Origin of the sequence: Streptomyces sp. NPDC088554, from assembly GCF_044752945.1 — a bacterium.
Lineage (GTDB): Bacteria > Actinomycetota > Actinomycetes > Streptomycetales > Streptomycetaceae > Streptomyces.
This window is the reverse complement of record NZ_JBIVMF010000028.1, coordinates 46,797-64,469: the sequence shown is the minus strand read 5'-3', so window position 1 is coordinate 64,469 and position 17,673 is coordinate 46,797. Positions and strand designations below refer to the sequence as shown.

Genomic DNA, 17,673 nt, shown 5'->3' with positions numbered 1-17,673 from the left:
CCGCTGCGGCCTGCGGGGAATCCCCCAGACCCCCCGAAACACCCTCAGCGTACCCGGCCCAAAAATCTACGCGGGTAGATATGCCCGGAGGCCGTTCCGACTGTTTCCCGCGTCGGCCCGACGCTGTTTCCCGCGCCGCCCCGGCGTTGTTCCCCGGGGCGGCGCGGTGTCGCCCCGGCGTTCGCAGAGGAAAATCCGGGAAAAAAAATCGCATACCTCATTGGCGCGTGACACGCTGACGTAATTGGCCGGGCTTCACAATATGGCGCCCGCCGCTGTACAAAGGAATACAGCGGAAAGAATTATTGCCCCATAACAGCCGGAAGGCCGGTATCGCCGTGCGCTGTCGCATGCCAGCACGGATCCTCCGCAGCACCCTCACATCATGGATCCTGCACATGCCGGGCACGGGTGGTACCGCAAGAAAGGATCGATATCCGTGGCACAACGCGTAGTGGTCACTCTCTCCGACGACATCGACGGCGGAGAAGCGGCGGAAACAGTCGCGTTCGGCCTGGACGGGAAGTCGTACGAGATCGATCTCAACCCCGTCAACGCGAAGAAACTGCGCAAGGCCCTGGCGCCCTTTGTCGCAGCAGGGCGAAAGCAGTCAAACGCGAGCAAGAACGGTATGACCCGCACAACGTACCGGCACACCGCCCTCGCCCCCGACCCGGCGGCCGTCCGCGCCTGGGCACAGGCCCACAAGCTGGACGTACCGGCGCGCGGCCGGATCCCCAAGCGGGTCTACGAGGCGTTCAGCGAGGCGAGTTGAGTACGGCGAGTTGAGTACGACGGGCCGAGCGCGACAGGCCGAGCGCGACGGCTGCGTACGGCGGGCCGAGTACGGGTGACGAGCACGGCGGCCGGGGCCGAGCGCGTCGAGCGCGAGGCGCCGGCCACCCGGCCCGGCCACCGGCTCCCGGGCCCCGGCTCCGGTCGTCGACCCCGGCACCCGGCCCCGCCCCCGGGCCTCGAAGGGCGCCGAGTGACGTGGCCCCGCACCGAGTTGCCAAGCACCCCTATTGATCCGCTAGAGTTTGGAACACGCCGAGGGGCAAGGCCGAAAAGCCAAAACCCAACGCAGCGTGCGGGTGTAGTTCAGTAGTAGAACGCCCCCTTTCCAAGGGGGAGGCGCAGTGTGCAATCCCTGTCACCCGCTCTCAGCACTCTCCGGCCCCTGCCGGTCGGGTCCGATCCGCTCAATCGGTTCGGACAGGCCAAAAGGATCAGGTAGAGTGGTGGCCGCACCGATCGACCGGTGCGATGCGGACGTAGCTCAGTTGGTAGAGCGCAACCTTGCCAAGGTTGAGGTCGCCAGTTCGAACCTGGTCGTCCGCTCAGAGCGAGAAGGCCCCGATCCTTGGATCGGGGCCTTCTTCGTTGTGCCATCACCTTGATGCCCGATGACATTTGTCATCGGGCACGGTGACAGAGCGCACTGCCCGATCCGCCCGCCCGGCGGAAACCTGGAAGACATGACTGACTCTTCTGGAGCGACCGGCGGACCCCCTGTGATCGAGGTGCGGGAACTGCGGCGCTCGTACGTCGGCGGCTTCACCGCTGTGAACGGCATCTCCTTCTCCGTACCCCGTGGCGAGCTGTTCGCGCTGCTCGGGACCAACGGCGCCGGCAAGACCTCCACCGTCGAACTGCTGGAGGGCCTCGCCCGGCCGAGCGGGGGCTCGGTGCGGGTGCTGGGGCACGACCCGTACAAGGAGCGGCGGGCGGTCCGGCCCCGGGTGGGGGTGATGCTCCAGGAAGGCGGATTCCCGTCCGACCTGACGGTCGCCGAGACCGTACGGATGTGCGCGGGCTGTACGAGTGGGGCGCGGCCGACCGGTGAGGCGCTGGATCTGGTCGGGCTCGGGAAGCGCGCGGACGTACGGGTCAAGCAGCTCTCCGGCGGCGAACGGCGCCGCCTCGACCTGGCGCTCGCGCTGCTCGGCCGGCCCGAAGTGCTCTTCCTGGACGAGCCGACGACCGGGCTGGACGCCGAAGGGCGGCGCGACACCTGGGAGTTGGTGCGCGAGCTGCGCGACGGAGGGACCACGGTCCTGCTGACCACGCACTACCTGGAGGAGGCCGAGTCCCTCGCCGACCGGCTGGCGATCATGCACCAGGGCCGCATCGTGGTCTCCGGGACGCCCGCCGAGGTGACGGCGGCGCAGCCGGGCCGGATCCGTTTCACACTGCCGCCCGAAGTCCCGGTGGGACAGCTGCCGTTGTCGCTGCGGGCGGGCGCGGACGGACAGCGCGTCGAGATCCGCACCCGGAAGGTCCAGCAGGACCTGGGCGAACTCCTTCGCTGGGCCGATGAGTTGAACGTCCAGCTGGGATCGCTGGACGCCCGGTCGGCCTCGCTCGAAGAGGCGTTCCTCAGCATCGCGTCACAGAACGCGGACGCGGGCGCCGACAGCTCGATCAACACGGTGGAAACGGCTGAGACGGTGGTCGCACGATGAGTACGGGAACAGTGGGTACGGGAACGACCAGCACGGGCGCGATGACCACCACTGTCGGGCGGCTCGCGGCCCTCGGGCGCGCCGAGTGCACGCTGCTGCTCAGGAACAGGACCGCCCTGTTCGTCGCGGTGCTCGTCCCGATCATCACGATCGGGGGGTTCAAGTCCTCGCTCAACGGCATCGACCCGGACAAGGGCGGACCGACCGTCATCGAGCTGGCGATGATCGGCAGCATCGGCATGGTGCTGATCATGGCCGTCTACGCCAACCTCGCCGCCGCGTACACCTCCCGCCGTGAGGACCTGGTCCTCAAGCGGCTCCGTACGGTCGAGGCGTCCGACACGGAGATCCTCACCGGGACCGCGCTGCCCGCCGTCGCGCTGGCGCTCCTCCAGTCCGTGGTGCTGGTCGCGGCCGGGGTCGCCTTCCTCGGGGGCCGGGCGCCGCAGCGGGCCGATCTGCTGGTGGCCGGGCTGCTCGGCGGCATCCTGGTGCTCGTCGCGCTGGCGGCCGTGACCTCGGCGTTCACCCGTACCGTGGAGAGCGCGCAGATCACCATCATGCCGCTGTTCCTGGTCTCGATCGTGGGCTCCGGGCTCTTCGTACCGCTGACGGTGATGCCCGACAACCTGGCCGCCTTCTGCGAGATGCTGCCGATGACGGGCGCGATGACCCTGATCCGGGCCGGCTGGCTGGGTGGGGTCGGCGCGCACGACCTGGGCGGCGCGGCGCTGACGACCGTGGCCTGGATCGTGGTGTCGCTGTTTGCTGTACGGAAGTGGTTCCGCTGGGAACCCCGGCGTTGAGGAGCCCGATGTCACGGCTGACGGAGTGGTTGTCCCTGAGCATGACCAGCCACAGACGGGCCAGGACCCAGATGGCCAGGGTCGAGCTGTACACACGCTGGACGTTCGCGTCCATCGTGGGCATCGAGGTCGGCCTGTTCGGCAGCAACGTCGTGCTGATGGGAGCGGCCGGGCCGTGGCTGTGGCTGTTCCTCTTCGTCCACGCCGTGCTCTGCGCCGTCCTGGTGTCCCGGGCCATGGACTGGCGGCTCGGGAGGCGCACCCGTCCCGTAAAACTGCTGGTGAGCACGGCCGCACTCTCGGCGGTGGGGCTGATCACGCTCATCGCGCTCCGCGCGACCGATGTCGTTCCCCAGGATTCGGGCTTCGCCCTGCTGTTGATGGGGATCCCGGGCTTCGGACTGGCCGCGATCTCGCTCGGCTTGCGCACCACGGCCCAGCGGGTGTGGTCGGTGGTGGGGACGGTGAGCGGGGCGGCGGTCATCACCCTGCTGCTCGGCCTGGGTTGGGTTGCCGCCGCGCTGCATACGGCCGGCGTCAGTGCCATGACGTTCCTTCTGGTGAGCGCCTATCTCTTCTCGGCCTGGCTGGTCGATGTCGTCTGGGAGCTGGACGCGGCCCGCGAGGTGCAGACGCGGCTGGCGGTCACCGAGGAGCGGCTCCGGTTCGGGCGGGACATTCATGACGTCCTGGGCCGCAATCTCGCGGTGATCGCCCTCAAGAGCGAGCTGGCCGTACAACTGGCCGAGCGCGGGCGGCCCGAGGCCATCGACCAGATGACCGAGGTGCAGCGGATCGCGCAGGAGTCGCAGCGAGAGGTACGGGAGGTCGTACGCGGCTACCGCGAAGCCGACCTGCACACCGAACTGGAGGGCGCCCGCAGCGTCCTGGCCGCCGCCGGTATCGACTGCCGGGTCGAGGGGGACGACGGTGCGGCGCTCCCCGCCGAGGTGCAGTCGGCGCTGGGGTGGGTGGTGCGCGAGGCGACGACGAACGTGCTGCGCCACGGGGACGCGCAGCGGTGCACCGTACAGCTGTCGGAGCCCCGGGGGGCGGGGATGGCCGTGCTGGTCGTGGAGAACGACGGGATGCCGGACCCGGCCCTCCGCAAGGGCGCGTCGCGGGGCTCCGGGCTCGACGGGCTGCGCGAGCGGCTGGCCGCGCTGGGCGGCACGCTGGACGCGGGGGCGGTGGCCTCGTCCATCCCTTCGGCAGCGTCGACTGCCTTCTCTGTCCCTTCGGCAGCGTCGACTGCCTCTTCTGCCTCTTCTGCCTCTTCTGCCTCTTCTGTCCCTTCGTCTGCGTTAGCTGCGTCGGCTGTGTCAGCTGCGTCGGCTGCGTCGGCTGCGGCCTCGCGGTGCTTCCGGCTGACGGCGCGGGTTCCGCTGCCGGTGGGCGGGGCCGTATCCGTACCCGTACCTCTTTCTTCCCTGCCCGAGCCGCCCGGCCTGCCCGGCCTGCCCGGCCTGCCCGACTACGACGAGAAGGCGCTATGACGACCGCCGAACCGGCTCCCGCACCTCCGCCTCGGGTACGTGTCCTCCTCGCCGACGACGAGCATCTGATCCGGGGCGCGCTGGCCGCGCTGCTCGCGCTCGAAGACGATCTGGTCGTGGTCGCCGAGGCCGCCTCCGGGCCCGAGGCGCTGGCGATGGCGCGGGCGCACCGGCCCGATGTGGCGGTGCTGGATCTGGAGATGCCGGGCGCGGACGGTGTGAAGGTCGCCACATCGATCCGGGCCGAGCTGCCCGAGTGCCGGACCATGATCGTGACCAGTCACGGCCGCCCAGGCCATCTGAAACGGGCGCTGGCGGCGGGGGTGCGGGGGTTCGTACCGAAGACGGTGAGCGCCCGCAGACTCGCCGAGATCATCCGTACCGTGCACGCCGGAAGCCGTTTCGTCGACCCGGAGTTGGCGGCGGACGCGATCTCGGCCGGGGACTCGCCGCTGACCGCGCGGGAGGCCGAGGTGCTGGAGCTGGCGGCGGACGGGGCGCCGATCGCGGAGATCGCGGAGCACGCGTCGCTGTCGCAGGGGACCGTACGGAACTACCTGTCGTCGGCGGCGGCCAAGCTGGGGGCGGAGAACCGGCACACGGCGGTGCGTCTCGCCCGTCGTCGGGGTTGGGTATAGTTGGCCTCGCGCCACGGCGCAGCGCGGACGTAGCTCAGTTGGTAGAGCGCAACCTTGCCAAGGTTGAGGTCGCCAGTTCGAACCTGGTCGTCCGCTCGGATGAGGAAACCCCCGGTCGGGTCGGCCGGGGGTTTCTTCGTGCAGTCCGACTGTCGGCTGTCGGTTATCAGCCGACAGTCGGTTATCGGCTATCGGCTATCGGCTATCGGCTATCGCCAGGTGTTGCCCGTGAGGAGTTCGTACGCCTCCAGGTACTTGGCGCGCGTCGCGTCGACGATCTCCTGAGGGAGCGCGGGCGGCGGCTGCTCGCTCCTGCGGTCCCAGCCGGAGGCCGGTGAGGTCAGCCAGTCTCGTACGAACTGCTTGTCGTACGACGGCTGCGCGTGGCCCGGCTCCCAGCTCGCGGCCGGCCAGAAGCGCGAGGAGTCGGGGGTCAGCACCTCGTCGGCGATCACCAGCCGCTCGCCGTCGAAGCCGAACTCGAACTTGGTGTCGGCCAGGATGATGCCCCGGTCACGGGCGATGTCGCGGGCCCTGCCGTACACGTCGAGGGTCGTCCTGCGCAGCAGGGACGCCTCCTCCGCACCGAGCCGGCGGGCCACCTCCTCGTACGAGACGTTCTCGTCGTGCTCGCCGACCGCCGCCTTGGTGGCGGGGGTGAAGATCGGGGCGGGCAGCTCGGAGCCGTCGCTCAGCCCCTCGGGGAGCGCGAGTCCGCAGACGGTGCGGGTCTGCTCGTACTCGGCGAGCCCCGAGCCGGTGAGGTAGCCGCGCGCGACGCACTCCACCGGGACCATCCGGAGCGACTCGCAGACGAGGGTGCGGCCTTCCCAGTCGGCGGGGGCGCCTGCGGGAATTTCGGTGGAGATGACATGGTTCGGTACGAGATCGGTGAGCTGGTCGAACCACCAGAGCGAGAGCTGGGTCAGGACCCGGCCCTTGTCCGGGATTTCGGTGGGCAGCACCCAGTCGTACGCGGACATACGGTCGCTGGCGACCATCACGAGGTCGCCCGCCTCGTTGCGGTACAGATCGCGCACCTTGCCGGTGTGGATATGCACCAGACCCGGCACCTGAAGGGGCTCGGGCTTTTCTACGAATCCGGACACGGTTCCTCCGCGTGGTTCTGTCCGATCTGGGAGATCGCGTTGATTCTCCCGTATGCCGGAAGTACCTGTTCGCAGGGGTGGGCAACTGTGGACAGCCGCTGTCTGCCGTTGGTCGTGTCGCCAGTCGTGTCGTTGGTCGCATCGTTGGTCGCGTCGTTGGTCGCGTCGTTGGTCGTGTCGTCAGTCGCGTTTGCAGATCCGGTCCAGGAGGTTGGCGGTCGCGCGCTGGATACGGGAGTCGACATGGCCGGGGCGGTCCAGCGCCGGGGACCAGGCGAAGGTCCCCGAGGCGAACACGAGGGCGCCGGAGGGGGCTCGGTAGAGCGAGGTCTCCTGGTGGCGGCGGGTGTTCTCGGAGTCGCGGTACGGGGAGTGGGCGAGCAGGATCCGGTCCTGGTGCTCGGGCAGTGCCGTACGCGGGAAGTAACGGTCCGCCTCGCCCGCGACCAGGTTCTCGATCTCCTCGCCCTCGGTGACGCCGGCGGCTTCCCAGAGCCAGTGCCCGACGTTCCGTACGACGAGGGGGTGCGGCTCGGGCACGCGGCCCGCGTACTGGATGCCGAGGAGCTGCTGCTCGGGTCTGTCCACCTCGCGCCAGAGGGCGGAGCGGCCGTGGGAGCGGGGGGCGATGCCTCGGGTTGTCGCGTCGCGGGTCGCGGTGTCACGGGTTGTCGCGTCGCGAGTCGCGGTGTCGCGTTTGGGGGTGCGCTTCGGGGCTCGGTGTTTGCGGCAGGTGAGAAGGCGGTCGGGGACCCCGGAAGCGGAGGGGCCCAGCTCCACCTGCCAGTACATGGTGTTGGCGGAGAGGAAGACGAGCGAGGTGCCGTTGTCCCGGGCGTCCTCGACGGTCCGGCGCATGGGGACGGACCAGTACTCGTCGTGGCCGGGGAAGATCAGGCCCCGGTAGCGGGTGGGGTCGACGCGGCCCGCGTGCAGATCGCGGGCGTCGGCGTAGGCCAGGTCGTAGCCGTAGCGCTCGGCCCAGCGGATGAAATCGTAGGCGTGGCCGACATGGAGGGGCAGGCCCGCGCCCGCGTACGGGCGGTCGAAGGAGACCGTCGTCGCGGCGTCCTGCTCGCCGAGGAGCCGGCCCTGCTCGTCCCAGGCGTGGTAGAGACTGGCGCCGGTGTGGCCGTCCTCGGGATAGAGGTTGTACGCCTGCCAGGTGATGTCGGGGAGCAGCAGGAGCAGATCGGCGGGGCGGCTGTCGCGGACGGTGAAGGGGATGTGCGAGCGGTAGCCGTCGACCGTCGTGAGGACGGCGACATGGGCACCGAGGGCCCAGTGGTCGGGGACCTGGAGCCGCCAGGACTGCCACCAGTGGTGGCACGAGACCGTACGGTCGGCGGCGAGCGGCGGCGGCTGGACGATTCCGGAAAGACGCGGGCCGGTGCTGATCTTGCGGGCGCCCTCGCCGCCGTAGTGGCCGATCCGGTAGATGTCCACGGAGAACTGCTGGGGCGGGTCGACGGTGATGTGGAAGTCGATCGCCTCGCCGGGGGCGACCGCGCCGGTCGAGGAGAAACCCTTGATCTGACGGCGTACGTCGTCGGCGGTACGGGGACCGCCGCTGCGGCCCGCGAGCAGGGTCGGGTCCGCGTACCAGGGCATGAGCTGGCCGGTGTCGTCGAAGTAGTTCTCGCTGCCGCGCAGCCAGGGCAGCGGGCCCTGGCCGAAAGGATCGCTGACCGCGTGGGCGAGAGCGCCCGATTCCCACCGCCGGATCTGGTCCGCCCCCATGGTGCGCCCCTCCTCCGAGCCCCGCGCCCCCAGATGGCACGGACGTTGATCCATCCGTCGATTCGCGCGCCGACGCGCCGTCCGTACGACCGTTTGAGCGGCCGTCGGTACGGCCTGCTGCCGGCACCGACTCCCAGCACATCACAGAAAGCGCGCGATCGGTCACCGTTCGTCGCGAATTGAAGCAAGCCGGAGCAAATGGAATGTGACGATCCGGATGTTGGGTGTGATAAAGGGCGGTCGGGGGGGCGGCGGGCCGGGCGGCTCGGGCGGGCCGGGGGTGGTCGGCTCGGGCCGCTCGGGCCGCCGCACCGGACGCGCCGCTCGGGCCGCTCGGGCCGCCGCACCGCTCGGGCCGCTCGGCCGCTGCACCGGACGCGCCGCTCGGGCCGGGCAGCTCGGGCGGGCCGGGGGTGGTCGGCTCGGGCCGCTCGGCCGCTGCACCGGACGCGCCGCTCGGGCCGCCGCACCGCTCGGGCCGCCGCACCGGACGCGCCGCTCGGGCCGGACGCGCCGCTCGGGCCGGCTGGTGGGCCGGCCGGGCGACTGGCGGGGCGGCTGGTGGGCCGGCCGACGGGGCGACTGGCGGGGCGGCGGCTACACCAGCCGTACCGGCTTCTCCGCCCGGACGCCCAGGGAGGCCAGCCAGAGCCGGAGGGGCTCGGGGTCGCCGGATTCGACCAGGCTGAGGACACGGCCGCCCAGCTCCGCGCGGCGTTCGCCGTCGACGAGGAGGGCAGGGCCGTCGAGCCAGTCCAGACCGGGGGCGGCGCCCGCGGTGTCGACTGCGGAGCAGCAGACCATCGCCGTGACATGGTCGGCGAGCAGCTCACGGCCGGTGCGGGGCGGCTGGAGCGGGAAGAGGGGCAGCGGGTCGGTGCCCCAGAGCGCGACGGTGTCGCCCGTGGCCTCGGCCGGGGCGGCCGGGACCGCGGCCTCCTCGCGGGCCAGCTCGGCGCTGATCCCGGCGGCCAGGGCGTCGCCGATCTCGCCGCCTCCGCCGTCGGGCCCCGAGAGGTGGTCCACGACCCTGGCCAGGGTCGGCCCGGGGTCGGGGGCGGAGCCGGCCGGGTCGGCGGAGCGCCGTACGCCCATGCCGTCCAGGACTCGGTGCAGCCTGGCCGCTTCCGTACGCCACTTGCGGTCCACGACCTCTTCCGGATACTGCTGCCAGTCCACCGGGGACCAGTCGGGTCCGGCTTCGGCCGGGCCGCCATGGAAGAGGCGGGCGGCGAGCAGGGAGGTGGCCTCGTCGACCGCGCCCGGTTCTTCGAGCAGGTCGCAGGCCGGGCGCTCGCCGAGCCGGGAGGCGAAGCCCTCGGCCAGCCGGTCGCGCCGGGACAGCTCGGTGAGCGCCGACACCACACCGGCGTCCAGCCGGGCGGGCCAGCGGCCCATCCGCCAGGCGGGCAGCGCGACGCGCGTGAGCAGCCGGTCCCAGCCCGCGTAGGCCAGGCCCACCTGCTCCTGGGCGGCGATCCGCAGCCCGTAGTCCACCGCCTGCGCGCGCTCGGACGCGGCTGCCGCGACGCCCCGCTCCATCAGCGAGGCGTGCTCGCCGCAGGCGCGCAGCAGCAGGCGCGCGAGCCGGCCGACGACCATCAGCCCGGCCCGGCGCGGCAGCCCCTGGCCGGGGCGGGTCGCGACGGCGACCGCCGCGTCGAGCCCGCGCACGAAGCGGCGGGCCGCGGCTATGTCCGGGTGCGCCGAGGGTCCCGTACCGGCGACGACGGGGGCGAGTACGGCGCGCAGCTCGGCGACCCGCATCCACCACAGGAAGGGCGAGCCGATGACCAGGACGGGCGCGGCGGGTATCCGGCGGCGCCTGCCGCCGGCGCCGGACGGCAGGTGGGGGCGCGCGTGGGCGTCCGGGTGCCCCGGGTGCGTACGGTCCTCCAGCCAGCTGTCGCAGTCCGGGGTCAGCGCTATCGCGGAGGGGGCGGGCACGTCGAGGCGCTCCGCGAGGTCGCGGACCAGCCGGTAGAGATCGGGGGCGGCCTGCTCGGGCACCGGGACGGTGGGGCTGAGGGCCGGCCTGGCGCGCGCGACCACGGCCGCCACCGCGGCGGCGACCAGGAGCACGGCCACGGCGAAGCCCGTCACCGCCCAGCGCGCGGCGTCCCAGCCCGCGCCGCGCATATGGCCCGTCACCCCGCCGGTCAGCAGCACCGCGGCGGCGGCCGTGGGCAGCAGGGCCACGGCCAGCGCCCTACCGCGCACACGCAGCACGGCGAGAGCCCGGACCCGGGCGCCCTGGGCACCCAGCTCATCACCGATACCGAACCCGGAACCCGGGCTGGACCCGGAACCCGGACCGGACGTGGAGCTGAAACTGGAACTGGAACTGGAACTGGACATGGTCGGACCTCACCCCCTCTGCCGTGCGGCCGGCGTTGCTCACTCCCCCACTGTGGCACCCACCACTGACATCGCAATGCCGGTGGGCCAAGTGCCGGAACGCATGCGCCGCACCCTAGTTGGAGCCTGGGGACGCGTCATCCGGATGGCCCAACCGTCACCCGATGGAATGGCTCTGGTCACGTACACCGACACGACACGGCACCGCACGACACGGCACCGCACGACACAACCGCGGCACCGCGCTCACGGCACATCGCTCACGGCACGTCACGGGAAAAGGGACGGGGCCCGAGCCGCCATGGTTGCCTGGCGGCTCGGGCCCCGATCAGCCCAATGATCCCGATCAGCCCAATGAGAGGACAAGAGGATCAGCCCTCCGCGGCCACCCGCGCGATGTCCGTACGGTGCTGGGAGCCCGCGAGCCCGATCCGGCCCAGCGCGGTGTACGCGCGCTCGCGGGCCTGCGTCAGGTCCTTGCCGGTCGCGGTCACGGACAGCACCCGGCCCCCCGCGCTGACGACCGTACCGCCGTCGTCGAGCCGGGTCCCGGCGTGCAGTACGTACGCGTCGGGCGCGTCCTGCGCCGCGACGTCCGCGAGGCCCTCGATCGGGTCGCCGGTACGCGGGGTGTCCGGGTAGTTGTGCGAGGCGACGACCACGGTGACCGCGGCGTCGTCGCGCCAGGTCAGCGGGGGCAGGGCCGCGAGGTTCCCCTCGGCGGCGGCCAGCAGGACACCGGCCAGCGGGGTCCTGAGCCGGGCCAGGACCACCTGGGTCTCGGGGTCGCCGAAGCGCGCGTTGAACTCGATGACCCGCACGCCTCGGCCGGTGATCGCGAGGCCCGCGTACAGCAGCCCGGAGAAGGGCGTGCCACGGCGGCGCAGTTCGTCGACGGTGGGCTGGAGGACGGTCTCCAGGACCTCGTCCACCAGCTTCGGATCGGCCCACGGGAGCGGGGAGTACGCGCCCATGCCGCCCGTGTTGGGGCCTTCGTCGTTGTCGAGTGCGCGCTTGAAGTCCTGCGCGGGCTGGAGCGGGAGGACCGTCACGCCGTCCGTGATGGCGAAGAGCGAGACCTCGGGGCCGTCGAGGAACTCCTCGATGACGACGCGGTCGCAGGTGAGCGCGTGCGCGCGGGCCGCCGCGAGATCGTCGGTGACGACGACGCCCTTGCCCGCCGCGAGACCGTCGTCCTTGACCACGTAGGGCGCGCCGAAGGCGTCGAGCGCGTCGTCGATCTGCTGCGGGGTGGTGCAGACGTAACTGCGGGCGGTCGGGACGTTCGCCGCGGCCATCACGTCCTTGGCGAACGCCTTGGAGCCTTCCAGCTCGGCCGCTTCGCGGGACGGGCCGAAGCAGGGGATGCCCACGGCCCGTACGGCGTCGGCGACCCCCGCCACCAGCGGCGCCTCGGGGCCGACGATGACGAGCCCGGCCTCCAGCGCGGTGGCGAGGGCGGCCACGGCCGCGCCGTCCAGCGCGTCCACCGGGTGCAGCTCGGCCACCTCGGCGATCCCGGCGTTGCCGGGAGCGCAGTGCAGAGCGGTGACCTCGGGGTCGAGGGACAGAGAGCGGCACAGGGCGTGTTCGCGGGCGCCGCCGCCGATGACAAGGACCTTCACGGGGGGCAGCCTAGCCCGGACGGAGCGCCTCTCCGCGTACGGTCCGTTGGACGGACTTCGTACGATCCGCCGAACGGGCTTTCCACGGTCGGCGGAACGGGGCCCGCCGGCCGGCGGAACCGGGCCCGTACAGCTGCCGGAACCGGGCCCGTACGGCCCGCTCAACGGCTCTGCACGGGCCCGCGCGACGGGCTTTCCGCGCGCCACGGGACGGGCTCGCACGGACCTCTGGACGACGGCCGTACGAGCCCGTCCCGCTCCTCGTCGTCCTACTCGTTCGTATATTCCTCCACCACGGTCGCTCCCAGCTCGCGCACGATCAGATCGTGGCCGGAGAGCGCGGAGTCGACGAGGTCCGGGTCGTCCTCCTCCGCCGTGTCGTCCTCCGGGGCCACCATGTGCACCGGGGCGGCCGCGGGCCCGCCGCCGGGCCGGGACGCCTCGGGGCGCCCGGGGCCGCCGCCGGACCCGCCCGGCTCGCTCGCTCCGGATCCCTGAGCGGCTCCGGGCCCGGAGCCGGTACGGGGCTGGGGCGCCGGGACCGCCGAGGGGCCCGGTGAACCGGGGTACGCCGGGGGGGCGGCCGGGGCGGGGGGACGGGCGCCGAATCCGCCTCCGGCCCCGCCGCCTCCGTACCCACCCGTGGCGGGCGGGGGTGTGGCACCGCCCGAGGGGTCGACGATCGCCTCGATCTTCCACTCGACGTTGAACTGCTCGGAGAGCGCCTGCTTGAGCACGGCCTCGCTGCCGCTGCTGGTGAAGTTGTCGCGGGCGCCCGCGTTGATGAAGCCGATCTGGAGGGTCGTCCCGTCGAACCCCGCCACCTGCGCGTTCTGGCTGAGCAGGATCCAGGTGAAGCGCCGGCGGTTCTTCACGGCCTCCAGGATGTCCGGCCACATGTTCCGTACCTGCCCGGCGCCCTGCGTCATCCCCGGACTCGGCGCGGCGGCAGCGGCGGGTGCAGGCGCGGGCGCGGGTGCCTGCGCGACGGGCGCCGGCGCTCCCTGCCCGGGGGTCGACGCGGTCGGCCAGCCGCCGGGACGCCGCCCGGCATCCGGCGCGGCGGCGGGCCACGCACCGGGCCGCTGCGGCTCGGAGCCGGGCGCGGCCGGTGCGGCGACAGGCGCGGCGGGCGCGGCAACGGGAGCCATGTGCGCCGGAGGTACGGCAGGGGCGACCGCGGCGACCTGAGCCGCGGCCTGAACAGCCGCCGCCTCGGCCGCCGCCTGGGCCGCGGCGGCGGCGCGGGCCGCGGCGTGCGGGTCGGGGCCCGGCGCGTACCCGACCGCAGGGCCGGGGCCCCCGGCGGAGAACGCGGCCCCCGCCGTGGAGACGGCTGCCGCCGCCCCCCGCTCCAGCCGGTCGAGCCGCGCCTGCACCGAACGCTCGTCGTCGAAGGCCCCCGGCAGCAGCACCCGCGCGCAGATCAGCTCCAGCTGAAGCCGGGGCGAGGTGGCTCCGCGCATCTCTGTCAGCCCGGTATTGACCAGATCGGCGGCCCGGCTCAGCTCCGCCGCCCCGAAGACCGACGCCTGGGCCGCCATCCGCTCGACGACATCGGCGGGGGCGTCGATCAGCCCCTTCTCCCCCGCGTCCGGCACGGCGGCCAGGATGACCAGGTCACGCAGGCGCTCCAGCAGGTCGGCGACGAAGCGGCGCGGGTCGTTGCCGCCCTCGATGACCTCGTCCACGACCTCGAACGCGGCCGCCCCGTCGCCCGCCGCGAACGCGTCCACCACCGAATCGAGCAGCGAGCCGTCCGTATAACCGAGCAGGGACGTGGCCATGGCGTACGTCACGCCCTCGTCCGCCGTGCTGGCGAGCAGCTGGTCCATCACGGACATCGAGTCACGCACCGACCCGCCGCCGGCCCGCACGACGAGCGGCAGCACCCCGTCCGCGACGGCCGTCCCCTCCTTCGCGCACACCTCGCCGAGGTAGTCGCGCAGCGTCCCGGGCGGGACCAGCCGGAACGGGTAGTGGTGCGTACGCGAACGGATCGTGCCGATGACCTTCTCGGGCTCCGTGGTCGCGAAGATGAACTTGAGATGCTCCGGCGGCTCCTCGACCACCTTCAGCAGGGCGTTGAACCCCGCCGAGGTGACCATGTGCGCCTCGTCGATGATATAGATCTTGTAACGACTGCTCGCGGGCCCGAAGAACGCCTTCTCCCGGAGATCACGGGCGTCGTCCACGCCACCGTGCGACGCGGCGTCGATCTCGATGACGTCGATCGACCCCGGCCCGTTCCTGGCCAGGTCCCTGCAGGACTGGCACGTACCGCACGGCGTCGGCGTCGGCCCCTGTTCGCAGTTCAGACAGCGCGCGAGGATGCGCGCGCTGGTCGTCTTGCCACAGCCACGCGGCCCGCTGAACAGGTAGGCGTGGTTGACCCGGTTGTTGCGCAGGGCCTGCTGCAACGGGTCAGTGACATGCTCCTGACCGATGACCTCGGCGAATGACTCGGGGCGATAACGGCGGTACAGCGCAAGGGACGACACACCTACGACGATATCGGCCCCCTCGGACAACGCGCCCGCAAGACCGCCCGGCCACCCCCCCACAACGCAAGCGCCCCCCACGCACCCGCCAGAGCCAACCTACCCTTGCTGCCTTCCGGCCCTGGGGGAGTTCAGTCAGATAGCGCCACGTGAGGGGCTCCGCACACAGTACCCGATCCCACCGACCCGGAACGAGTTCGCGAGCACTCCCCCGCGTCTTGTATTGTTTGCCGCGGAGGATTCGCCTAGTGGCCTAGGGCGCACGCTTGGAAAGCGTGTTGGGGGCAACCCCTCACGAGTTCGAATCTCGTATCCTCCGCCATTGCTCTCACCGGGCAATACGTCGAAGGCCCCCGCTGCTCGCAGCGGGGGCCTTCGACGTTGAGGGTTGCAGTTTGGGTTGCAGTTGCCGAGCCGATCTCATCCGCACGCACTCCGTAGACGATCACCGCGGGAGCAACCGGCGGCTGCCACCACCTGCCTCCGCTCGATGGCGCCCCGAGAATCACCACCCCTGGACCTTGGCACTTCCCCGTCTGGCCACGCCACGGTGCAGGGCGCTCGTTCGCTACGGAAGACGGTGCGACGCGGAGTAGCATCATCTGGCTGATATGACGGGTCATCAAGCAAATCAGGGCCAGAGGCAGGAAGGGGGTGGCCGAGCCCGTGTCCACGAAGCCAATCAGTCCGGCCGCGTACGGCGCCCTGGAGGCCGCCCTCAAGCACATCTTCTGGTACAAGAACGACCTGGAAAGCTTCATCCGCCGATGGGCGAAGGGTCACCCAGAACTGGTCGCCGGAATCAACTTCTCCGGGTACAAGTGGCAGACGTCCGAAGACTTTGTGGATCGTCTGCACGCAGATGAGCCGCGCTATACGGAGCTTGCCCTACGGCTCATGGTCGAAGTCTCAGAGATGACCAGCTTCCCCAAGCTGCGGCGACTGCCGGACGCCGACGCGCTCGTAGCTGAGGCACGGGAAGCCGTTTCCGAGCTGAAGAACTGCGTCGACCGCCACCGTGGCCTGATTGCTGACGACGCCCAGTTCGCCAGCGACCTCACGGCTCACCGAGCGGTCGCGGACAGCCGACACAGCTTCGCCGAGCGGCTGAGCGAGCTGAAGGACGAGTTCCTGCGCCTTGAGAAGGAACCCAACCGCCAGAAGGCCGGACGCGAGTTCGAGCCATTTCTCAACCGGCTCTTCCGCCTGTTCGACCTGGAGCCACGGCTGTCCTACAGCCTGCCCTACGAGCAGATCGACGGCTCCATCACGTACGACACCGACGTCTACGTCGTGGAAGCGAAGTGGCTGAAAGAACCAGTCGAAGTCCACTACCTCGGCAGCTTCGTCGAGAAGGTGCGGCAGCAAGACGACGAACACACTCGGGCTGTACATCAGCGTCCATGGCTTCACCAAGGGCGCGAGGGAACGCTACGCCGACGGCACGTGCTTCATCACGATGGAAGGCGTTGATCTCTTCCTTGTGCTTGATGGCCACATCACGCTCGACGAGCTTCTCAGCCGCAAGAAGAGACATGCCAACGACACCGGTAGCTGCTACTTCCCTGCTTCATTGATCTTGAACGATTAGCCGGTGCACGAAAGATCGTCAGGGAGCGGAAGGTCCGTGAGTCGCTGAGGTGAGCGCCGCGCGAGGGCGAGACCCTGGAGCGTCGTCCCCGGCGGTCTCACCCTCACGCTTGGCGTCTTTCCCGTTACCGCGACCTGCCTGTGGGCGGTTCCGCGAGCAGGGGCCAAAGCAGCCCCCCGATCTTGTCAGCCGTGTCCGTGAGCACCCGGTTGGTGAGGTGCTGGTAGCGGCGGCGCATCCTGGCGGACTTGCCGGGTTCCCAGCCCATGATCGCGTCAACGACCGTGTCCGGGACGCCGAGGATCAGCAGCACGGTCGCCGCCGTGTGACGGGCGTCATGGAGACGGCCTGTGCGCAGGCCCGCCGCCTTCAGGAGGTCCTTCCACTCGTGGTGGTCGGTGTTCGGGTTGAGGGGCTCGCCGGTCGGGGAGGCGAAGACGTACCCCTTCTCCGTCCAGAGGTCGCCGGCCAGCCTGCGGTCCCGCTCCTGCTCTCGCCGGTGCTGGAGCAGGAGCCGCACCAGAGGCTCGGGGATGCCGATGGGCCGACGTCCGGCACGGGACTTGGTGTCCTTGGTCTCACGTCGGATGTTGACCTTCTGGGGGCAGTAGCCGGGCTTGCGCCCGCAGCGGTTGCCGCAGCCGTGCTGGTACCGGGGCCGTAGCCGGTTGCGGTGGACCGTCATGACCCGCAGCTCGAAGTCGACGTCCGTCCACTTGAGCCCGAGGACCTCGCCCTGACGCAGTCCGAGTGCCAGGGATATGACCCAACGCGCCGGGTGTCGGCTCTTGTTGGCCAGGGCGAGGAGCTTCTGCACTTCCTCGACCGTGTAGGGCTCGACCTCTTCCTCCTCCAGGCGTGGCGCCTTGGCGACGGAGGCGGGGTTGACGGTGAGGTGACCTCGGCGCACCGCCTCGTTGAGGGCCGTGCGTACGGTGCGGTGAACCTGGTGCGCGGTACCGGCGGCACTGCCGGCCTTCCGCATCTTGGCGTAGAAGCGCTCCAGGTGCTCGGGCTCCAGCTTGGGGAGGCGGTGCGCGCCGAGGCCGGGGATGAGGTGGTGGTAGACGGCGACGCGGTAGCCGTCGATGGTGTTCTCGCCTACGTGTGGTGCTGCGATGTTCTCGACCCAGTGGGTCAGCCAGGTCGTGACGGTCCAGGTCTGCCCGGCCTTGCCGACGGTGCCGGAGTCGCGCTTACGTTCCAGTTCGCGGACTGCCTTGGTGGCGTCGGCGCGGGTCTTGCGCTTGACGTGGCGCCGGTCGGGCTTGCCGTCATCCTTGACGCCGACGGTCACGTAGCCGTGCCACTTGCCGTCCTTGCCGAGGAAGATCGAGGAGGCAC

12 protein-coding genes, 4 tRNA genes and 1 other RNA gene are annotated in these 17,673 nt (G+C 71.2%); 10 read left to right on the top strand and 7 right to left on the bottom strand.

From position 1 onward, the window contains the following. Positions 1–439 precede the first annotated feature (439 nt). The 8 genes from ACIP8W_RS27150 to ACIP8W_RS27115 all read left to right on the top strand — a co-directional run bounded on the left by ACIP8W_RS27150 (position 440) and on the right by ACIP8W_RS27115 (position 5,501). Positions 440–775: an Lsr2 family protein gene (locus tag ACIP8W_RS27150; RefSeq protein ID WP_401957272.1), complete on the top strand. Its 336-nt coding sequence runs from the start codon at positions 440–442 to the stop codon at positions 773–775. 315 nt (positions 776–1,090) lie between these two features. Continuing rightward, positions 1,091–1,162 (top strand) — tRNA-Gly (locus ACIP8W_RS27145). A 106-nt stretch (positions 1,163–1,268) separates the two neighbouring features. After that, positions 1,269–1,341 (top strand) — tRNA-Gly (locus ACIP8W_RS27140). A gap of 137 nt (positions 1,342–1,478) precedes the next feature. After that, positions 1,479–2,465 carry an ABC transporter ATP-binding protein gene (locus tag ACIP8W_RS27135; RefSeq protein WP_401957269.1) on the top strand — a complete coding sequence of 329 codons (987 nt, stop codon included), beginning with the start codon at positions 1,479–1,481 and terminating at the stop codon, positions 2,463–2,465. Then, positions 2,462–3,271, top strand: a complete 810-nt coding sequence (locus ACIP8W_RS27130) for an ABC transporter permease (RefSeq protein ID WP_401957266.1) — start codon at positions 2,462–2,464, stop codon at positions 3,269–3,271. The genes ACIP8W_RS27135 and ACIP8W_RS27130 overlap by 4 nt, the downstream gene beginning before the upstream one ends. Before the next feature lie 41 nt (positions 3,272–3,312). Continuing rightward, positions 3,313–4,767 (top strand): sensor histidine kinase, encoded by a 1,455-nt coding sequence (locus ACIP8W_RS27125; RefSeq protein ID WP_402204976.1) that lies wholly within the window; start codon positions 3,313–3,315, stop codon positions 4,765–4,767. Beyond that, entirely contained in the window at positions 4,764–5,405 is a 642-nt protein-coding gene (locus tag ACIP8W_RS27120) for a response regulator (protein ID WP_402148094.1), read from the top strand. Before ACIP8W_RS27125 ends, ACIP8W_RS27120 begins: the two co-directional genes overlap by 4 nt. Before the next feature lie 23 nt (positions 5,406–5,428). Beyond that, a tRNA-Gly gene (locus ACIP8W_RS27115) sits at positions 5,429–5,501 on the top strand. Positions 5,502–5,614: 113 nt separating this feature from the next. On the opposite strand, the gene ACIP8W_RS27110 is transcribed toward ACIP8W_RS27115, so the two are convergent. The 6 genes from ACIP8W_RS27110 to ffs form a co-directional block, all read right to left on the bottom strand. Further along, positions 5,615–6,514: a phosphoribosylaminoimidazolesuccinocarboxamide synthase gene (locus tag ACIP8W_RS27110; protein WP_401957258.1), complete on the bottom strand. Its 900-nt coding sequence runs from the start codon at positions 6,512–6,514 to the stop codon at positions 5,615–5,617. A gap of 180 nt (positions 6,515–6,694) precedes the next feature. Next, a complete protein-coding gene (locus tag ACIP8W_RS27105; RefSeq protein WP_402204974.1) occupies positions 6,695–8,254 on the bottom strand; it encodes a N,N-dimethylformamidase beta subunit family domain-containing protein in 1,560 nt (519 codons plus the stop codon). A 597-nt stretch (positions 8,255–8,851) separates the two neighbouring features. Further along, entirely contained in the window at positions 8,852–10,612 is a 1,761-nt protein-coding gene (locus ACIP8W_RS27100) for a hypothetical protein (RefSeq protein WP_402148091.1), read from the bottom strand. A 371-nt stretch (positions 10,613–10,983) separates the two neighbouring features. After that, positions 10,984–12,237 carry a phosphoribosylamine--glycine ligase gene (gene purD / locus ACIP8W_RS27095; protein ID WP_401957252.1) on the bottom strand — a complete coding sequence of 418 codons (1,254 nt, stop codon included), beginning with the start codon at positions 12,235–12,237 and terminating at the stop codon, positions 10,984–10,986. 269 nt (positions 12,238–12,506) lie between these two features. Next, a complete protein-coding gene (locus tag ACIP8W_RS27090) occupies positions 12,507–14,738 on the bottom strand; it encodes a DNA polymerase III subunit gamma and tau (RefSeq protein ID WP_401957249.1) in 2,232 nt (743 codons plus the stop codon). A gap of 63 nt (positions 14,739–14,801) precedes the next feature. Then, an RNA gene (gene ffs, locus ACIP8W_RS27085) (signal recognition particle sRNA small type) lies at positions 14,802–14,900 on the bottom strand. 72 nt (positions 14,901–14,972) lie between these two features. Here ffs and ACIP8W_RS27080 point away from each other — a divergent pair. Further along, a tRNA-Ser gene (locus tag ACIP8W_RS27080) sits at positions 14,973–15,060 on the top strand. A 332-nt stretch (positions 15,061–15,392) separates the two neighbouring features. After that, the gene (locus ACIP8W_RS27075) at positions 15,393–16,211 is read left to right on the top strand and encodes a hypothetical protein (protein ID WP_401957247.1); all 819 of its coding nucleotides are present in this window, start codon (positions 15,393–15,395) and stop codon (positions 16,209–16,211) included. A 242-nt stretch (positions 16,212–16,453) separates the two neighbouring features. Here ACIP8W_RS27075 and ACIP8W_RS27070 read toward each other — a convergent pair whose 3' ends face one another. Then, on the bottom strand, positions 16,454–17,626 hold the full coding sequence (locus ACIP8W_RS27070) for a tyrosine-type recombinase/integrase (RefSeq protein WP_401957245.1): 1,173 nt from the start codon (positions 17,624–17,626) through the stop codon (positions 16,454–16,456). Positions 17,627–17,673: the final 47 nt, after the last annotated feature.